Genomic DNA, 19,308 nt, shown 5'->3' on the forward strand with positions numbered 1-19,308 from the left:
CAGCGATTTATGGAAAAGAATAGCAAAATATATATTGCTGGGCATAAGGGAATGGTTGGTTCGGCCATTACCCGTAAGCTGCGGAACGAGGGATTTGAAAACCTTATTTTAAAAGGATCAAAAGAACTCGATCTGCGCGATCAGCGCTCGGTATTAGATTTTTTTAAGGCCGAGCAACCCGATTATGTTTTTCTTGCAGCGGCTAAAGTTGGTGGTATTGTGGCAAACAACACTTACCGGGCCGATTTTTTGTATGATAACTTAATAATGGAATGCAATGTTATTCATTCGGCCTATCTTACTAATGTTAAAAAACTCATGTTTTTAGGTAGTTCATGCATCTATCCTAAACTTGCCCCGCAACCGCTTAGGGAAGATTATCTGCTTACCGGCCCGCTTGAAGAAACTAACGAGCCTTACGCGATAGCGAAAATAGCCGGTATTAAAATGTGTGAAACCTATCGCAGCCAATATGGCTGTAACTACATTAGTGTAATGCCAACAAACTTATATGGCATTGGCGATAATTATCACCCAACCAATTCACACGTATTACCTGCTTTGATCCGTAAGTTTCATGAAGCTAAGATCAATGGCGACGAAGCTGTAACCATTTGGGGAACCGGAAGTCCAAAAAGAGAGTTTTTATATGCAGACGACCTTGCCGAGGCCTGTTTATTCCTAATGGAAAATTATAACGGGCACGAACTTGTAAACGTAGGAACAGGTGAAGACCTAACCATTGCCGAACTTGCCGGACTTGTAAAAAAGATTATTGGGTTTGAAGGTGAGTTAAAATTCGACACTTCAAAGCCAGATGGTACGCCACGTAAGTTAATGGATGTTAATAAGCTGCACAGTTTAGGTTGGAAACATCATACCAGTCTTGAGGAGGGCATTTTATCGGCTTACAATGATTTTAGTGATAAAAGTAAGATAAACAGCGAGCGATAGGCCCTCCGCCTATAAAGCTGTTTTAATGGCACCTATGATAACCAAATAATTGACAGTTAAAAGCCATTAATTTATTTTTCGTAGTCTTAATTAACTCCACAGGTAAATAAAATGCCCTACCATGATTAAAACTGTTACCGCAAAAGTTAATAAATACTTTTCTAAAGGCCATGAACGATCTGTTAAAGTAAAAAAAAACATTGCTTTTGCATTTCTGTTAAAAGGGGGCAGTATTGCTATAGGGTTAATCCTAATACCACTTACCATTCGTTATGTAAGCGCTACGCAATACGGCATATGGCTCACTTTAAGTTCGGTTATAAATTGGTTCAGTTTTTTTGATATAGGGCTTGGCAACGGGCTTAAGAACAAACTTGCCGCATCAAACGCGTTAGGTAATGATGAAGATTCAAAAACTTATGTGAGTACTACCTATGGTATTTTAACTATAATTTCTGCCTGTGTTTTCTTACTCTTTTTTATTGCAAATTTCTTCATTAATTGGTCGAAGGTTTTAAACTCTCCCAATATCCCTGGTAGCGATTTTAACCATATAGCCTTAATAGTAGTAGGTTTTTTTTGCTTGCAGTTTGTATTACAGATAATAAATACCGTGCTTACTGCTTGTTTGGCTACAGCAAAAGTATCGTTGATCCTTTTTTTAGGTCAGTTATCAAGTGTTATCATTATTTATATCCTCACCTTAAAAACAAGCGGCTCTTTAACCAACCTTGTACTTACATTGGGTGGGGTGCCTTTAATAGTACAGCTTATTGCTAGTATTTGGTTTTATACTACCACTTATAAACGGTTTGCCCCCAGTATCAGGAATATAAATTTTAAATATATAAAAGACCTTTTAAATCTTGGGGGTATATTTTTTATCATCCAGATAGGAGCGCTTATTTTATTTCAAACTGATAACATTGTAATTACACAAATATTTGGTCCCAAGGAGGTAACCACCTTCAATGTAGCGTATAAACTTTTTGCTGTAGTGGTAATGGCGTTTAGCATTATCATGACGCCGTTTTGGAGTGCCTTCACAGATGCATATACCAAAGGCGATATAGATTGGGTGAAAGCCACCCTAAAAAAAATTAAAAAGATATGGCTTGCATTTTCTATGTTGAGTGTTGTACTTTTTATAATATCTCCTTTTGTTTATAAGATCTGGCTGCACGGAAAAGTGGTGATTCCACTTTCGCTCTCATTTGCTATGATGTTGTACGTCATAGCTACGTGTTGGCAAACCATTCACGTTTTCTTTTTAAACGGCATTGGCAAATTACGGCTACAGCTTTATTTGGTTGTCGTAACTTCTATTATTAACATACCGATAGCCATTTTACTGGGGAAATATATTGGAGTAGCTGGTGTTACTTACTCAAACTTCCTGATGTTTCTCGTGATGGGTTTTCTATTTCACGTACAGACAAATAAATTGCTCAATAAAACAGCCACAGGTATCTTTGACAAATAACAGTGGCTGTTTATTTTGTATTTAATAAGATTAAGAAGTTTTTTAACGGTAAACTTGATCTTCGTTGGTCCACTAATTTATGCTATGTAATCTTTAAATTAATTCACCTTCAAATACGTTTTCTTATATTCATTTAGTACCCGGGTTATTCTGGATGGGTTTCGCCATTCAAACAAGTGGATAAGCCATACAGTAAAACTCAATAAACCTACTGGGGCAACAATGCCCAGGCCAAGTTTGTTGATATCGGCATCGCGGCTGCTTATTAGGTTAAGGTAATCCTGGCCTGTTCTTGTGTAAAGGTCTTCAGCAAAGCACCAGGCGCCGTCCCTGGCGTTACCAAGCGCAAATTGAATTAGGATAGAGTTGTTTTGCGCGTGCAAACCGGCTAATGACATTAAGGGCGATACCTGGTTAAGCTCGTTAATAACCTCATAAGTGAGGGCCGACAGAATAGTGTTGATAGCATTAAAATCCTTATGTACCTGGGCCAATGGCTGGTTAAAGGCCCGGGCGGTTTCAACTACTGCAACGCCCAAATCAAAGTTGATATGCGCGTTCATGCCAATAAGCAGGTGTTGCAGTACCATTTTTCGGGGTTTATTAAATATGCTGAAAGCCAATGCCCATGATGCCGAAGGTTGCTGTTTTTGTCGCCATTGATGATAGGCCTTAATATAACGGCTTGCAAAAGTAACATCCAGTTGCTCCATTCTTTTGCCATCCTCAAACTCGCCGGCCAATATACCTTCCTTTACTTTGCAGGTTACTTTGTGGTATAAAGCCGCAAAATATCCCGCCCGGCTGCCGGTTTGTATGGCATCGGCAATGATGGTTTCCAATTCGGTTATTATTTGATCGATGGTTGTAGCTTGCATAGGATTGTATCCGTAAGTTTAGGCAGGTAATTAAACTTAAAGATAGCGCAATAAACCGCATGAACAATACGTGGTTCAATTACTTTTTGGCCGATATCAGGATATTTTTTTTCGTGGGCTGTAACCTACATAAATTTCTTCCACCAGGCTGAGTTGTAAGCGCCTTTAACTTCGGTGGGCTTACCGGGTTCAGGTACAAAAAGATCTATCTTTTTATCTTTGGCAAACTGCTCCAAACGTTCAACCGGCTCATACCAGGCGTGGGGGGCCAGGTTAAACGTGCCGTAGTGTATGGGCATCATGAGCTTGCCTTTGAGGGCTATGTGGGCGTTTGAAGCATGATCGGGGCCCATATGGATATCCGGCCAATATTTTCCGTAGGCACCTACCTCAAGCATCGTTAAATCAAACGGGCCAAAGGCCTCGCCAATCTCGGCAAAACTTGGCGACCAACCCGAATCGGCGCCAAAATAAATATTATGTTTTGGGCCTTTTATTACAAAGCTTGCCCAAAGGGTTTCGTTACGGTTTACCACGCCGCGGCCCGAAAAATGCCTTGACGGGGTGGAGGTAGTAACAACCTGGTTACCTATCAGCACACTATCGCCCCAGTCCATCTCAAATACAAAATTTTTAAGTATTCCCCATTTTTCAAGATACTGGCCTACACCAACCGAGCAGTAAAAAGGAATTGATGAGTCTGTAAAAAATTTAATAGTATCCTTATCCAGGTGATCGTAATGGTCATGCGATAGCAGCACAGCATCCAGCGGTGGCAAATCTTGTAAAGCAATAGCCGGTTTAAAAAAGCGCTTCGGGCCGAAATGTTTGGAGAAAGATACCCTATCGCCCCAAACCGGATCGGTAAGAATGCGTTTGCCGTCAATTTCAATTAATATGCTGGAGTGGCCAACCCAGGTAATGCGCAGGCCACTTTTGGGCGCGTCATTAAAAATAGTAACGTCGGTTTTAAAGGGGCCAATCGGTTTTCTGGGCGAGTTTTCGGCTTTATTGCCTATATATTCGCATAAAATGGGAATCATTTTTCCAAAACCGGCCTCGTCGGTAGGAATAACGTTGATATATTTTTTTGCTTTTTTGCGGGATCCTTCTAAACTCATCTAAGCAATAATAATACTTATACTGGGTGTGTGACAGCTTTAACACAAAAAAGTTACGATAGATTGTTGCCGCCGGTTTTATTTACTTAAAAATGATATTGCTGTATCACAAAATGTAACCAGCGATGCCGGCAAAACATCGCTTAAATAAGGGTGGGCACCGCCAAAGGTATGATCTCCGCCAGGCAAAATAAAAAATTCAGCGTCGGGATGCACGCCATATAGTTCTTCGGCGTGGTCTAGCGGAACAGTAGGGTCTGCATCGCCATGCATCAATAGCCAGGGCTGTTTAACTTTCGCTGCCTGCGCCAATATATCCAGGCGTTTAGGATATTTATCCAGATCGCCCAGCAGGGTTGATTTTAAGGGCATTTGTTGGCCTGTGCGCTTATTGGGCATGTAAATAATGCCCTGTAGTCGCCATTGTATCTCAATTTCTTCGGGCCAAAGGTTATAAAAGCTTGATATGGAAGCCATAGTAACCAGCTTTTTTATCCGGCTATCCTCGGCTGATTTAATGATACTGATACCGCCACCCATGCTGTGGCCAATAAGGTAAACCCCACGGGCTGCCGCCATGCCCGATCCGCTACAGGCAAAATCAATAATGGTATCCAGATCTTCCAGCTCTATCGAAAATGTATTGTCGCTAAAGGCTATCAGGTCGGTAAAATCAAGCGGGTTATCGGACGTGGTGCCGTTGTGCGAAAAATTGAACTTCAGGTATTTGAAACCAGCGTTGGCAAAGTAGCCAGCTACTAAATTATGCGTGCCCCAGTCTTTAAAACCTTTAAAGCCATGTGCGAAGATAACTATAGGTGCGTCTTTAAAAGCGTTATTGTAAGTTACGTCTATCAGCATGGGGCGGCCTTTAGCGCCTGGGAGGGTGTAAGTATCTTTACGGATCATGGGGGTTAAAATATCACCTCGGTTACAGTTATATCGCTTGCTTTTACTACCAGGGTATTTGCTAAAAGGTCGCCTATGCGCTGGTGCTTTTCTGTTTTTGAAATGCAGATTATTGCCGGTATTCCGTACATCATGATATCTATCGGGTCACAAATGCGGCGTTTAAGTGCATCTATAATTGTTATTTTAGCCCCGCCGCTTGTAACAACTTTAAGTTTGCATATATCATGGCCCGGTGTTCCGTTCAAGGCTTCAATGACTACAAAATATAAAAACCAAACCAGGAATATAGGCAGGGCCATCAATCCGGTAACGGTCATATTGTCGGGCCGGGTAGATTCATCGAAAGCATAAATGTATCCAAAGTAAAAAATGCCATAAATGCTGTAGTCAATTAAAGTAGCAAATATGCGTAATTTGATATAGGCCCGGGGAATAACCGTAGTTACTTTCATTATTCAATACTACACTTTTTTCCCGTTAAAAGTAATATTATACAAATCAGTCCTGCGGTCTTTCAAATTTTGTACGCTGCCGTATTCATGCAGCTCGTCCAGCAGTGAAAGGTCTACGTCGGCTATTACAATCATTTCGCTGTTTGGTGTAGCTTCGGATTGAATTCCGTTGGTAGGGAAGCCAAAATCCGACGGTGTAAATACCGCCGACTGCGCATAGCTGATGCCCATATTATTTACATTGGGCAGGTTGCCCACGCAGCCCGCGATGGCCACATAACATTCATTCTCAACCGCCCGTGCCTGCGAACAAAACTTAACCCGGTTATAGCCATTTTGGGTATCGGTTAAAAATGGTACAAACAGGATCTGCATATCCTGGCTGGCCAGTATCCGTGATAACTCCGGGAATTCCACATCGTAGCAAATCAGGATACCTATTTTACCGGCGTCGGTTTCAAATACCCTAACCTCATCGCCGCCGCGGATACCCCATGAGCTGATCTCGGAAGGGGTAGGGTGAATCTTATAAACCTCTTCCATACTGCCATTACGCCTGAAGAGGTACGATACATTGTATAACGAATCTTCAAAAATGGTAGGCATACTGCCGGCTATGATGTTCACATTATATGATACCGCCAGCTTTGAAAATTCTTCGATGATAGGCTGGGTATATTTAGCTAGTTCACGCATGGCTTTGGCGCTGTCCATGTGGTTGTAATCGGCCATTAAAGGAGTGCCAAATAACTCTGGGAACAGTATAAAATCTGCCTGGTAATCGCTTACAGCATCTACAAAGTATTCTGCATGCTTTAATAGTTCGCTGATGTTATTGTACGGGCGCATCTGCCACTGTACCAGGCCAATGCGCACTACAGTTTTTTGGTTGATAGCGCTGCTGATTTCCTCGTAATACACATTGTTCCACTCTATTAACGTAGCAAAGCCCTTGCTGCGGCTGTCTTCGGGCAGGTAATTACGCAGCACTTTACGCACGTGAAAATCATTGGCCAGCTGGAAAGATAGGGTAGGGTCATATATCTCTTTATACTTAACCTTATCAATATATTGGCGGGGGGTAAGATCATTCTGGAATTTTTGATAATTGGGTATCCGGCCACCTGCAATAATACTTTTCAGGTTCAGTTTTTCGCACAAGGCCTTGCGGGCATCATAAAGGCGACGGGCCAGGCGCAAGCCGCGGTAGTTTGGGTGAATAAATACATCTATTCCGTATAAAACATCACCTTTATCTGTGTGGGTTTTAAAGGTACTATCGCCGGTAATTTGTTTGTAGGTATGGTTATCGCCAAATTTTTGATAGTCGACTATAATGGCCAACGCACAACCTACCACCACATCGTTCACGGTTACACAAATTTGCCCTTCGGGGAATATTTTGATGAGCTTTTTAATGGAATTGGCATCCCAATAATCCTCGTCCATATCCATGTATGCCGATTTCATCGACTTTTTTAATTCCTGGTAATCCTGTACTTCCAGGTTACGCATTTCAACACTTTGCAAATCCATATTGTACTTTTAAGATGCTGTATCCTTAAATAAAAAACCCGGTGATTTGTTTTGCCCTTAAATAAGCCTTTGATGTTAATTCTTCCTGTGCCACCATACCCACAGCATCAATACCGGTTGTAAAATTAAGCGAAGCCAGGCAATAAGTGGTGTTACGGTTATGTTACCTAATTTAAAAGGAGCATCAAAAAGCATTTGGATATGAACCGGTAAAAACGCTGCCAGCATCAGTACAACGCCATATACCGCCCAGGGCCTTGTCTGGGGCCGTATCAGCAGGGGCGCGAATGATATTTCTGCTACCCCGGCAATAATATTCATTAAAACGGGGAAGGGTATATAATGCGGAATGATATGTATGTAAGATTCGGGATTTATGAAATGATTAATGCCCGCAAATGCATAACCAACCACCAATATGAACAGGCTAACCTTTTTCAATAAATGCATTTGTCAATATACATAATTTTGCCAGGTATTGTTTTAAGCAGTTTTTATGTGGTTTTTGCGTCATTTCGGCTAATTTATAACCATTCTAAATACCTCTGTTTGACAAAGTGTTGACATTGCATCCCTTTTATAGTGATATTTTTGTTCGGTCAAATTTAAAACTGCTTTGAAGTATTTAAAGGTTATTGCTTTTACACACAAACAGATTGAACTGAAGGAAATAGGAAGATTGGTGGTTTGCCAGGAAAATCTGACTGAAAAGCTTCAACAGGTTAAAACTCAATTTGGAATACCGGAAATATTCTATCTGGCTACATGTAACCGTGTGGAATTTGTTATGACTACTCCGCAAGTAGTTGATAAGGACTTTGCCAAACGTTTCATCGAAGCGTTTAACACCGAACTTTGTGAACACTCCCTGAGTACCTTCATGGATGGCGCTTCTATTTATGAAGACCAGGAAGCTATGGTGCACCTGCTGCGTACTTCATGCTCGTTAGAGAGTTTGATAGTTGGTGAAAAGGAGATACTGGCCCAGTTGCGCAAAGCATATGAACACTGTAAAGAAGCCGGACTTACCGGTGACGGCCTGCGTATGATTATGAACTGTGTGGTTAAAACAGCCAAGGAAGTTTATACCCATACCAATATTTCAAAAAACCCTATTTCGGTTGTCTCGTTAGCTTATCGTAAGCTTAAAGATTTAAACCTTTGCTCAAATGCCCGTGTGTTGATTATCGGCGCCGGCGAAACCAACCGAAATTTATCTAAATACCTGCAAAAGCATAAGTTCAGTAACTTCGCGGTTTTTAACAGGACTGTTTCGAAGGCGGCTGAACTGGCCAGAGACCTTGGCGGCGAGGCATTTGACCTGGAAGCACTTAAAACATACAATAAAGGCTTTGACGCTATTATCACCTGTACGTCGGCAGTTGAGCCTATCATCACCACCGAAATTTACCAATCGCTGCTCAACGGCGAAACCGGCAAGAAAACTATCGTCGATCTTGCCATCCCTAATGATACCGCTCCCGAAGTTTTAGAGCAATTCCCGGTTAACTTTATCGAAGTACATTCATTAAACGAAGTTGCCAAACGTAACCTTCAGGAGCGCTACCACGAACTGGTACACGCCGAAGGTATTATTGAACAAAATATAGCGGAGTTTTTAACCCAACTGAAACAACGCCGTATTGAAGTGGCCATGCGCCAGGTGCCCGAAAAGATAAAAGAGATTCGCAACACGGCCATCAATTCTGTTTTTGCTGATGAAGTACAAAGCATGGATCAGCAATCGCGCGACATCCTGGAAAAAGTGATTAACTACATGGAGAAGAAATATATCAGTGTGCCCATGGTTATGGCTAAGGATATATTGATTAATGAAAATTGATTTAATTTTTTCATTGCTGCCGCGGGTTTAACGAAGTGCAACCTGTTGTAATCATAAATTAAGCTTCCAGCTTAATTTTACTCGATTTTTTATAGAAAAATCAATAAGCATCAAATCAAATTGATATTCATAATAAAAGCCGGATAAATCCAGCCTTTTATTTATCGATCTAAAATGTCATTATTTTTTACTCTCAGGTAATACTATTTTACTAACGGCTATCTTAGCCTCTTCCGCTTTTTTTACAAAAAAAGGATCATTAGCATGACTTTTAATATTGTTGCTTAAAATCGCACCTCTGTAACCTTTTTGGGTACTCGCTTTTTTTTCTGTTGCCATAATTACCTCCTCTATTCAAATTTACAGTTCCATTTTCTTTTCACCAAGAACGCTTCATAATTGACGTTTGATAGCCGCCGCGAGTTATACTTCGTGACATTCCCGGCAGCAAATTTATTTTAATTTTTGGCCGATTATTACTAATTTCCCAACCTAAACCAAGTCATTCTATGTCTGAAACCGTTACTGTTGATGAAGCGTTAAAAAAGGGTCAACGTATGATAAATTACCCTGTTATCGCAATACAGATAGTCGGATTTGGAGCTGCGTATTATTTAACAACATTTCCCACTCTTCCTCAGTGGATAGCTTTGATTGTTTTCTTATCAGGATTTACGGGAGCCTGGCTTTATTGGAGTTTTAAAATTACAAAATGGAAATTGTGGGCATTCAAGAATGTTGACGATGTGTACGATTTAAAATATAGGGCAATAAAGGGAAAGCTAATTTGGCCCGATGGTAGCATTTGGGAAAAAACGGAGATTTGGTCAGCTGCCGACAAAAAGAAATGGATCCAGCTTCAGGAACGGTTTATTGAATATGATGAATTTGATGACTCACATGATGTTCACTAATACTCTAACCACTTCCAAAACCTTACAGATACCATATCGCCTTCTTTATAACTATCGGGTTCGCCGTTGGATACGCGGAGCTGTACGCCTTCTTTTTCGATTATCAGGTCTTCATAAAACCCGCGGAAAAGGATTTGTTTTATTGCCCAGCTTTTGGTTGATGAGATCAGTTTAATCCTTATCCAGTCTGGATAAATTACTACATGGTCTTTTACGGTTTCAATGCCGCAAACCTGTGCGCTGGCAGCGGTAAGCACATTACAGTTACTTAACAGTTGGGCGGTATACAAATGCTGCGGGTGTTGATACAACATTTTTGGATGCCCTTGCTCCACAATCTGACCATTTTTTATCACTACCAGTTCATCGGCCATAGATAGCACCTCGGCCGGGTCATGCGATACCATGATCACCGTAATGCCAAGCTCTTTTACAATTTGCCTGATGTCCTGCTGCAAGCCCTCGCGGAACGTAGTATCTACCTGGTTAAAGGGCTCATCGAGTAATAAAACCTGTGGGCGGGTAATTATTGCCCTTGCTATGGCCACGCGCTGCTTCTCGCCGCCACTCAGGTCGGCCACCCGTTTGTCGGCCATGTGGAGCATGTTAAGCTGTGTTAAAATTTGCTCGGTTTTTTCCTTTTTTGCTTTTAGGTCGGTTGCAGGCAGCATGGCCGCTACGTTATCCCAAACTTTGGCAAACAGGTTTAGGTCGTCGGTATGTTGGGTAACCATTTTCATAGCATCATGCCCGGGAATCAGTTTTTCTTCGGGCCCCCAAATGCGGTCGCCTTTAAACTTAACAATGCCTTCATCAGGAGAAAGCAATCCGTATAATAATCGAAGCAGCGTGCTTTTCCCGCTTCCGCTTTCGCCAATAATAGCCGTTATTTTTCCGGGCTGGATAGAAATATCTGTAGTTTTAACACCGGCCGCCTGTTTACCGGGATATATTTTACTTACTGCAATGGCCTGCAAAAAAGGAATGTCTGACATTGACACGAATAACACGAATTAAATCGAATTTCACAAATCTGGATGGACTCCAAGAATCCGAATTTTATAAACACGAATGGCACGAATTGAAGCGAATTTCACGAATCTTGATTAATATTAAATGGAATTAATAATTACGAATTGGGTTTGATTTCACAAATCTGCCTGAAGCTAAAATTCGTGAAATTCGACCCAATTCGTAATTATTCGAGTGTATTAGAATCCCAGCGTCAATCCAAAGCTAAAGTTCCTCAACCCTTCCTGGGCGGGGCTGTTTTCAAACATATCGTTAAAGTAGTACTTGGCGTAGATGCCCATAATGCCGTAACCCATGCGGATGAATGCGCCTTTGCGCAGTTTGGCAAAGTGATAATCGTCATCAAATTTTTGCTTGCCGCGTTCTTCGCTTATTTGTTTTACACGGCCGTTAAGCAGGATGCCAACCTCGGGTCCAACAACCAGCCGGAAGTAGTTGCCACGGCTATCCTCATGACTGCGGTAGTAGAATGACAATGGTATGCGCAGGTAGCTTGACGAAAAACGGTTTTTGCTGAAGTGGATGCTATCCGGCAAAAAAGTTAACACGGGGGCATTACGTTGTATGGTAATATCCTGGCGCAAACGAATGTTAGTCCAGTCGAACCCGCCCGAAACATATATTTTGAAGGCGCTGTTAAAACGGTAGCCAAACTGTACCACATCAAAACCAAAGTTGGCTGTTTTGGCCTGGCGGTAACTGAGGAACTTGTTTTTTTCAGATAAAGTAAAGCTGCCGTTGTCAACCAGGGTGGCAAAACCAAGGTCGATCCTGGAAAAGGTTATTCCGAAAGAAAAACCAGGGGCTTTTGTCCTTTGTACCTTTGTGCTGTCGTTGCTATATGGCGATACATAAGGTGCATCATGGCCAAGCCCTAAACTAACTTTTATATGTTTTTTGGTTACAATAGTGGTATCTGTACTGGTTTTGGTCGAGTCGACTATCGTGGTTGTGGTAGTTGTGGTGGTTTGGGCAAAGCCGTAGCCTGCTGCAACGCATAGCATTGCCGTAAAAATTAAGCGTTTCATATTATCGGGTATATATTTTTTCTTTAGATTTTATTTTTCTTTTTTCACTTTAATGATGCCCAGGTTTACACCGGTAATGGTGGCATCGTCCTCATCGGTATTGCTAAATTCAATGATCTTATCTTTACGCTTATCAACAGCGGCAATCATTACATTAAACACATCGCCCAAACTGCGGATCTTATGCTTTTTTGCCGGCGTTGCTGGCTTAATAGTTGTCACTTCTGTTGGGGCAACAGGCGATTTAATACTTGCAAAAACCGGTGTTTCGTCAATATGTTTTGGGAATATCCGGGTAACTGTATCTGGCTGTACCGTAACTTTTACTTCCTGCTTGTTAGTTGCCGATGCTAATGCCGGCTGCTGATCGTCGGGTTTTGCAATATCCCTGGCAGGCGCGGCTGTAACCGGGGCTGTTGTAACCGCTTTTTTATTCGGTTTGTGTATGCTGATAGCCGCTAAACTGTTAGCCGGGGCCGCTTCCTTCGGCTTTTTACCGGCAGCAGTTTCAGGCTGTGTTGCCTGGATTGGCCCTGCAACCGTTTTTGGTTTTATCGGATGGATGACACCTGCCAGCCCATCTTTTTTGATTGTTTTTACTTCTTTAGGGATAAATAAAACACCGGCGGTTATCATTAAAACCGCTGCTGCCGCAATACTCAGGTATGGCAGCCATACCTTTTTACGTTTGCCTGCATCCAATTCGCCGGTAATTCCTGTCCACACGTTTGCAGATGGTTCTATCTCGTAATCGTTTAATGCCGATTGAAATAGCTTGTCCAGATCCTTATCCTGCATATCCATAGCTTTTGCTCTCCATTTTTGCAATTTGTTCTTTTAATATTGTTCTCGCCCTTGATAGTTGCGATTTTGATGCCCCTTCGGTGATGCCTACAATTTCGGCAATTTCTTTGTGTGCAAAACCTTCTAAAGCATATAGGTTAAACACGATGCGGTAACCCGGTGCAAGTTGCTGTATCAGCCCCATCAGCACTTTGGCATCAAGGTTGGCGGCAGCTATCGGGTTAACCGATGGCTCTGTGCCTGCCTCGTCTATATCAACCACCTGCATCATTTTGTGGTGCTTGCGATAGTATTCAATAGAACTATGTACCATAATGCGCCTTACCCAACCTTCAAATGATCCATCTGCCCGGTAATCAGCCATTTTGCCAAAAACTTTTATAAACCCGTTTTGCAGCATGTCTTCGGCCTCCATTCTATCGGTAGCGTAGCGCATACACACGGCCAGCATTTTACCCGCCAATTGTTTGTATAACAATTCCTGTGCCTTACGTTCGCCCGCTTTGCAGCGTTCAACCAATTGTTCGATAGTATATTTAGGTTCCAAAAACATCATTTAAAAGTAAGATGGTAACCTGGGGCAAATGGTTGCATGGGGTTTGAAATATTTTTCAATTATTGATTTGCGGCTTTTTATCTCCTATAAAGTAAGCTATCTTTATTTATAATGAAGAAAATAATAGCCACAATAATACTCCTCATTTTTTGCCTGCCCATATTTGCCCAAAAAACTGAACTTTATATATTACTTAAACCCGACCGTGTTTTCGACGGTGAGCAGATGCACCCTGGCTGGTGGGTACTTGTGAAAGGTAATCATATAGAAACAGCAGGGGAGGCCGCTACCATAAAAACACCCGGCAATGCTAAGGTGATTGACCTGAAGGGTACAACCCTGATGCCCGGGCTGATTGAAGGGCACTCGCACCTTTTCCTGCATCCGTATAACGAGACTGCCTGGAACGACCAGGTACTTGGTGAAAGCCGTGCCGAACGTACCGCACGTGCCGTTAACCATGCCCGCGCAACGTTGATGGCTGGCTTTACTACTGTGCGCGACCTGGGCACCGAAGGCGCCACCTACGATGATGCGGGTTTAAAAACTGCGATTGAAAAAGGCATAATCCCCGGCCCCAGGATGTTGGTGGCTACCCGGGCAATTGTAGCTACCGGTAGTTATGGCCCTAAATCAGAAGTTGCCGAAGCCAGCATAATTAAAGGCGGAGAAGAGGCTGACGGTATTGATGGAATAGCCAGGGTTGTGCGGTCGCAAATTGGCCATGGTGCAGATGTAGTAAAAATTTATGTGGACTATCGCTGGGGGCTAAACAGCACCGCAGCGCCCACCTTTACCGAAGAAGAGTTGAAGGTAGCTGTACAGGTAGCCAAAAGCAGCGGTCGCACGGTTGCTGTACATGCGTCAACTACCGAAGGTATGCGCCGGGCCATAGCGGCAGGCGTAACTACCATTGAGCATGGCGACGGCGGAACACCAGAACTGTTTAAGCTGATGAAAGAAAAAGGCATAGCTTTATGCCCAACCCTCAACGCCACCGAATCAATTTCGGGCTACAAAGGCTGGAAGAAGGGCATCGATCCGGACCCCGCAGTAGTAAAGCAAAAGCATTACATTTTTACCGAAGCATTAAAGGCCGGTGTTGCTATTTGTATGGGCGGTGATGTCGGTGTATTCAGCCACGGCGATAATGCCCGCGAAATGATATTAATGGCCGAATACGGTATGAAACCCTTAGTGGTACTGCGCTCGGCAACATCGGTTAACGCCGCCGTTTTTGGATTGAAGGATTTGGGGAATATCAAGACGGGATACCTGGCAGATTTGGTTGCCGTTAATGGTAATCCGGTTGAGGATATGAAAGTTTTGAAAATGGTGAAGCTGGTGGTGAAGGATGGGGTGATTGTGAAGGAGTAATATTACCCACGCCGTAATTGCTTCGTTCCTACTCACGATATATCCAATTTTCCTGTCATCCTGAGGTACGAAGGATCTGTTAGTTTTGCATGACCGGCAGAAAAGTTCGTGAATAGATCCTTCGTACTTCAGGATGACAGTATTTTATATTTTATTTTTGAATGTCATTCCCCCTTCAGAATTTCGCGAATTTTACTATCCAACATGGCAAGCTTTAATAGACGGGTATTACACCTTCAAAGTCCCCGGATTTTACAATCGCAATGACGGTTTTTTCGTTAACGGTTCTCTAATTTTTCTTCTCTCTAAACCGTTTATAAATTTTAACCGCGATCATCAGGATCACCCCCAGCGATACTATTCCCACAACTCCAAATATCCAGCTTAAGCCATCTTTTTTTACTGCAAGAAAAACTATTGCGAAAAGTAAAATGGTGGCCAACTCATTCCACAGGCGTAATTGGGTTGATGTCCATTTAAAAATACCTTTACGCATTTGCTTCATTTTGTGCTGGCAGATGTAGTGGTAAATTATAAGCCCGATAACAAAACCAAGCTTTATAGGGAGCCACGCCATCAGCATAAAACCAGGCTTTATATAAACCATGGTTATCCCCGCAGCCAGTACCAGGAACATGGAGGGTACTGTTATAATATACCATAGCTTTTTCTCCATGATCTCGAACTGGGCTGATAGGATGCTACGATCCGGCTCTGGCTTGTCTTGTGCTTCGGTATGGTAAATAAACAGGCGCACCATATAAAACAGCCCCGCCATCCAGCAGACTACAAAAATGATATGTATGGCGAGAACGTATTCGTACATGAAGCCCCCTAACCCCCTAAAGGGGGGATTTTTTGATTTGCATTTTTTTATTACCCCGACTATAGTTCCCCCTTTAGGGGGTTAGGGGGCGTATTCCTTTATAATTTCTACCGCGTACTTCACATTATCAAATGGGATATCGGGCATAATGCCGTGGCCCAGGTTGAAAATGAAACCTGGCTCGTCCTTCATCCGGTCGAACAGGCGGTATATGCGATCTTTAATTACTTTTTTGTCGGCGTATAATATATGCGGATCAAGGTTACCTTGCACGGCTACACCGGCAGGTAAACGCTTTTTGATATCCAGCAAATCAACATTCCAGTCAATCGATACCACATCCGGCTTAGCCTCGGCCATCAGCGGAGCAAAAACCGAACTGCCTTTGCAGAACGATATCACCGGGATATCCTTACGGTTAAGCTTGCTGATGATCTGTTGGATGTAGTAGTGGCTAAACTCTTTATAATCATCCCAGGCCAAAGCCTGTGCCCAGCTATCGAAAATCTGTACCGCGTTAACGCCTGCTTCAATTTGAAGGTTCAGGTAATCGGCTGTAACGGTTGCTATTTTTGATAACAACTGATGCGCCATTGCCGGCTCATTGTGAAGCATCAGTTTGGTGAGCTTAAAATCTTTCGACGATCCGCCTTCAACCAGGTAGCTCATCACAGTAAATGGCGCGCCTGCAAAACCAATCAGCGGGATGCTGCCATTTAAACGCTGCTGAATCACCTTAATGGCATCGGCAACATATTGTAATTTATCACCTACATCGGTTTGCAGGTTATCAATATCTTTTTGTGTACGTACCGGGTTGGCAAACTTAGGGCCTGTTCCGGCGTTGAAACTCAAATCGCCGCCCATAGCCTCGCCGGTAACCAGTATGTCCGAAAACAGGATGGCACCATCAATACCTAATAAATTAACCGGCAACATGGTAACATCGGCAGCAAGTTCCGGTGTTTTGCACATTTCCAAAAAGGAATACTTGTTTTTAATATCCCAATATTCTTTCATGAAACGGCCGGCCTGGCGCATCATCCATACCGGTGGCCGTTCTGTTTTTTCGGAAAAAGCTGCTTTTATTAATAACGAATCTCTCATATCTTATAGGAGAGTCAAGAACCAAGAATCAAGAGTTAAGACTTTTTGAATTGCAGATAGCAGAGTTAGATGCCATATGCAAGGTTCTTGTCTTGATTCTTGATTCTTGACTCTTGACTCTATTTTTTTGTTTTAATCTCCTTGTGAAGTTTGTTTATAACATCCTTCATTTTGGCGGTAATTTTATCGGCATGCTGCTCGGCCAATTGCAGGTAGGCTTGGGCTTTATCATAATCATTATGCCTTATACTTATATTGGCCACCGTAACCAACGCGGCCACATGGTCATTTACAGATCGCAGCGGGTATTGGGCTGCAATCTCATAATGTTTTTCGGCTGCTTTAAAATCCTGTTTTTGCACACAAATACCGCCGTAAATAAATTCATAATAACCCCGGCGCTTTTTACTGAGCCATTCGGGCTTACTGATTTCTTTTAACGAGGCTTCTGCCTTATCAAATTCTTTATGGTGAAAATATTTGGCTGCAACAACCAGGGTGCCCTGTTTAAAGTAATCCCATATTAGTAACAAAATCATCAAAACAGCAACAGCCGCAAGCTCATAAATGCGCAGGTACAATAACAAGCCTAACGATAGCAGGAAAACAAATGCAATAAATATGCGCACCCGGTTACTGAACATTAATTAGTGCTGATTATCGGTAAATTTATAGCCTACACCACGGATGGAGTGGAAATAAACCGGGTTTTTAGGATCTGGTTCAAAATACTTACGGAAGGTTAGGATAAAGTTATCGATAGTACGGGTTGATGGGTATACATCATAGTTCCAAACAGTTTCCAGAATCTGCTCGCGCGATACCGCATCGTTACGGCGCTCAATTAAAAGCTTCAGTAACATGGTTTCTTTTTTGGTAAGCGGAGTAATAGAGCCATCTTCATTCACCAGCTCAAACGAGTTAAAGTGGATGGTTTTTTCGCCTATTTTGTAGCTGTTAAACTCCTTAAGGTCATCGCCTTTCAGGCTGCGTTTTACCAGGTTGTTCACCCGTAAAATAAGCTCTTCCAGGTTAAACGGTTTGGTTAAATAATCGTCGGCACCTTTTTTAAGGCCCGAAATTTTATCCTCATTGGTGTTTTTGGCTGTCAGGAACATGATAGGTACCTCGGTATTTTCCAGCCGAATGGTTTCTGCAACCACGAAGCCGTCAATTTCGGGCATCATTACATCTAATATAACCAGGTTAAAGCGCTCTTCTTTAAACAACTGCAAAGCCTTTTTACCATTTTTAGCTGTCGAAACTTTATAACCTTCCAGCTCCAGGTTAAGTTTAATGGCTTCCAACAAATGCTCTTCGTCTTCGGCTAATAGAATTCTTTTTTTGTTAGGCATCGTCTGACTCATAATTTTAATACACTAATTTTAATAAACACGAATGGTCACGAATTAACTCGAATTACACGAATTTTAATTAAACACGAATCTCACTAATTAATCGAATCACACAAATTTCTCATTCAAACTATATAAGCAGATTAGTGAAATTTGATATAATTTGTGCAATTGGTGTTATCCAAATACAACTTCAAAAATGCTACCAGCAGGGCGGTTGTCTTTCACCTTAATACTGGCATGGTGCTTATCCAGCACCTCTTTTACTATATACAGGCCCAGGCCGGTTCCTTTGGTATTGCGGGTTTCCTCGCTGCCTACACGGTAAAAACGGTCAAAAATACGGGCTTTTTCGTTATCGGCTATGCCAATGCCCTGGTCGGCTACCTCCAGGTATACCTTATCATCTTTTGAAAATAACTTAACAACCACTGCCGAGCACGGGCTGGAATATTTTACAGCATTCTCGATTAAATTGGTTACCACAGATGTAAGCGCAAACTTATCGCCGGTGATTTCAATTTTGGGTTCAATCTCGGCATCGATAATCATTTGGTTGCAATCGCATTTGCTGATTTGCAAACGGTTTACAATGCTATCTACCAAAACCGAAAGATTGAAGCTTGCTTTAGGAAATGTGTATGATTGGTTTTCGATTTTGGAGGCCAGCAACATATTCTCTACCATATCATCCAGGCGCTCAACATCGTTAAGCGATTTATCGATAAAATCAAGTACCTGTTCTCTGGTCAGGCTACGTTTCTGGATAGTTTGCAGTAATATTTTGATAGATGCCAACGGCGATTTCAACTCATGTGTCACCGATAGTAAAAAATTCTTTTTTTGCTCCTGCAGCTTACGTTCCTTATTAATGGTTTTATGCAGACTAACGGCCCCCAACGTAAATACCAATATAAACATGGATCCCTCGCATAATACCATACTGATAGGCCTTGCGTGAGGCGTTACCAGCATATACCCCCACCATACCAGTTGAGCAACGGCATAGATGATGAGCGCATAAAAAATTACAAATGTCCTTTTCATTTCAGTTATCAGTGGGCAGTTGCCAGTTGCCAGTTTGCAGTTATCAGTTTAAACTTGGGCGGTTGTAAGTTTGCAGTTATGCT

Annotated in this window: 21 protein-coding genes; 5 read left to right on the forward strand and 16 right to left on the reverse strand. The window is 42.3% G+C overall.

Annotated elements, in window-relative coordinates; all coding sequences use genetic code 11:
• Positions 1–9 precede the first annotated feature (9 nt).
• Both BMX56_RS07045 and BMX56_RS07050 read left to right on the forward strand, forming a co-directional pair.
• Positions 10–954, forward strand: a complete 945-nt coding sequence (locus BMX56_RS07045) for a GDP-L-fucose synthase (protein WP_090643082.1) — start codon at positions 10–12, stop codon at positions 952–954.
• A 121-nt stretch (positions 955–1,075) separates the two neighbouring features.
• Entirely contained in the window at positions 1,076–2,437 is a 1,362-nt protein-coding gene (locus BMX56_RS07050; protein ID WP_090643086.1) for a lipopolysaccharide biosynthesis protein, read from the forward strand.
• Positions 2,438–2,535: 98 nt separating this feature from the next.
• Here BMX56_RS07050 and BMX56_RS07055 read toward each other — a convergent pair whose 3' ends face one another.
• The 6 genes from BMX56_RS07055 to BMX56_RS07080 all read right to left on the reverse strand — a co-directional run bounded on the left by BMX56_RS07055 (position 2,536) and on the right by BMX56_RS07080 (position 7,786).
• On the reverse strand, positions 2,536–3,315 hold the full coding sequence (locus BMX56_RS07055; protein WP_090643091.1) for a DUF5995 family protein: 780 nt from the start codon (positions 3,313–3,315) through the stop codon (positions 2,536–2,538).
• Between the two features lie 125 nt (positions 3,316–3,440).
• Positions 3,441–4,436 (reverse strand): MBL fold metallo-hydrolase, encoded by a 996-nt coding sequence (locus BMX56_RS07060; protein WP_090643095.1) that lies wholly within the window; start codon positions 4,434–4,436, stop codon positions 3,441–3,443.
• Between the two features lie 78 nt (positions 4,437–4,514).
• Positions 4,515–5,345 (reverse strand): alpha/beta hydrolase family protein, encoded by an 831-nt coding sequence (locus BMX56_RS07065; protein ID WP_090643100.1) that lies wholly within the window; start codon positions 5,343–5,345, stop codon positions 4,515–4,517.
• Positions 5,346–5,350: 5 nt separating this feature from the next.
• On the reverse strand, positions 5,351–5,800 hold the full coding sequence (locus BMX56_RS07070) for an RDD family protein (RefSeq protein ID WP_090643104.1): 450 nt from the start codon (positions 5,798–5,800) through the stop codon (positions 5,351–5,353).
• A gap of 9 nt (positions 5,801–5,809) precedes the next feature.
• The gene (locus tag BMX56_RS07075; protein ID WP_090643108.1) at positions 5,810–7,336 is read right to left on the reverse strand and encodes a carbon-nitrogen hydrolase family protein; all 1,527 of its coding nucleotides are present in this window, start codon (positions 7,334–7,336) and stop codon (positions 5,810–5,812) included.
• A gap of 75 nt (positions 7,337–7,411) precedes the next feature.
• Positions 7,412–7,786 (reverse strand): DoxX family protein, encoded by a 375-nt coding sequence (locus BMX56_RS07080; protein ID WP_090643112.1) that lies wholly within the window; start codon positions 7,784–7,786, stop codon positions 7,412–7,414.
• Positions 7,787–7,952: 166 nt separating this feature from the next.
• Between BMX56_RS07080 and hemA the strand changes: the two genes are divergently transcribed.
• Complete coding sequence (gene hemA / locus BMX56_RS07085; protein ID WP_090643117.1) at positions 7,953–9,179, forward strand: glutamyl-tRNA reductase; 1,227 nt, start codon at positions 7,953–7,955, stop codon at positions 9,177–9,179.
• Between the two features lie 180 nt (positions 9,180–9,359).
• On the opposite strand, the gene BMX56_RS30085 is transcribed toward hemA, so the two are convergent.
• Entirely contained in the window at positions 9,360–9,518 is a 159-nt protein-coding gene (locus BMX56_RS30085; RefSeq protein WP_177183738.1) for a hypothetical protein, read from the reverse strand.
• 170 nt (positions 9,519–9,688) lie between these two features.
• On the opposite strand from BMX56_RS30085, the gene BMX56_RS07090 reads away from it, so the two are divergent.
• Positions 9,689–10,093, forward strand: coding sequence for a hypothetical protein (locus tag BMX56_RS07090; protein WP_090643122.1), 405 nt, complete (start codon positions 9,689–9,691; stop codon positions 10,091–10,093).
• On the opposite strand, the gene BMX56_RS07095 is transcribed toward BMX56_RS07090, so the two are convergent.
• The 4 genes from BMX56_RS07095 to BMX56_RS07110 form a co-directional block, all read right to left on the reverse strand.
• Complete coding sequence (locus BMX56_RS07095; protein WP_090643127.1) at positions 10,090–11,088, reverse strand: ABC transporter ATP-binding protein; 999 nt, start codon at positions 11,086–11,088, stop codon at positions 10,090–10,092. The two genes, BMX56_RS07090 and BMX56_RS07095, sit on opposite strands and share 4 nt — an antisense overlap.
• Positions 11,089–11,304: 216 nt before the next feature.
• Positions 11,305–12,153 carry an outer membrane beta-barrel protein gene (locus BMX56_RS07100; RefSeq protein WP_090643133.1) on the reverse strand — a complete coding sequence of 283 codons (849 nt, stop codon included), beginning with the start codon at positions 12,151–12,153 and terminating at the stop codon, positions 11,305–11,307.
• A 30-nt stretch (positions 12,154–12,183) separates the two neighbouring features.
• Positions 12,184–12,981 (reverse strand): hypothetical protein, encoded by a 798-nt coding sequence (locus BMX56_RS07105; protein WP_177183739.1) that lies wholly within the window; start codon positions 12,979–12,981, stop codon positions 12,184–12,186.
• Positions 12,941–13,513, reverse strand: coding sequence for an RNA polymerase sigma factor (locus BMX56_RS07110; RefSeq protein ID WP_369829631.1), 573 nt, complete (start codon positions 13,511–13,513; stop codon positions 12,941–12,943). The genes BMX56_RS07105 and BMX56_RS07110 overlap by 41 nt, the downstream gene beginning before the upstream one ends.
• Before the next feature lie 111 nt (positions 13,514–13,624).
• Between BMX56_RS07110 and BMX56_RS07115 the strand changes: the two genes are divergently transcribed.
• Complete coding sequence (locus BMX56_RS07115; RefSeq protein ID WP_090643142.1) at positions 13,625–14,890, forward strand: metal-dependent hydrolase family protein; 1,266 nt, start codon at positions 13,625–13,627, stop codon at positions 14,888–14,890.
• Between the two features lie 289 nt (positions 14,891–15,179).
• Here the strand turns inward: BMX56_RS07115 and BMX56_RS07120 are convergent, their stop codons facing one another.
• From BMX56_RS07120 to BMX56_RS07140, 5 genes are all read right to left on the reverse strand, one after another.
• The gene (locus tag BMX56_RS07120) at positions 15,180–15,716 is read right to left on the reverse strand and encodes a CopD family protein (RefSeq protein ID WP_090643146.1); all 537 of its coding nucleotides are present in this window, start codon (positions 15,714–15,716) and stop codon (positions 15,180–15,182) included.
• A gap of 81 nt (positions 15,717–15,797) precedes the next feature.
• Positions 15,798–16,823, reverse strand: coding sequence for a uroporphyrinogen decarboxylase (gene hemE / locus BMX56_RS07125; RefSeq protein WP_090643151.1), 1,026 nt, complete (start codon positions 16,821–16,823; stop codon positions 15,798–15,800).
• A gap of 119 nt (positions 16,824–16,942) precedes the next feature.
• A complete protein-coding gene (locus BMX56_RS07130) occupies positions 16,943–17,467 on the reverse strand; it encodes a tetratricopeptide repeat protein (RefSeq protein ID WP_090643156.1) in 525 nt (174 codons plus the stop codon).
• A 3-nt stretch (positions 17,468–17,470) separates the two neighbouring features.
• Positions 17,471–18,178 carry a response regulator transcription factor gene (locus tag BMX56_RS07135; RefSeq protein ID WP_090643161.1) on the reverse strand — a complete coding sequence of 236 codons (708 nt, stop codon included), beginning with the start codon at positions 18,176–18,178 and terminating at the stop codon, positions 17,471–17,473.
• Between the two features lie 177 nt (positions 18,179–18,355).
• Positions 18,356–19,225: a sensor histidine kinase gene (locus tag BMX56_RS07140; protein ID WP_090643168.1), complete on the reverse strand. Its 870-nt coding sequence runs from the start codon at positions 19,223–19,225 to the stop codon at positions 18,356–18,358.
• Positions 19,226–19,308: the final 83 nt, after the last annotated feature.

It is taken from the genome of Mucilaginibacter sp. OK283, from assembly GCF_900110415.1.
In the GTDB taxonomy this organism is placed as follows: domain Bacteria; phylum Bacteroidota; class Bacteroidia; order Sphingobacteriales; family Sphingobacteriaceae; genus Mucilaginibacter.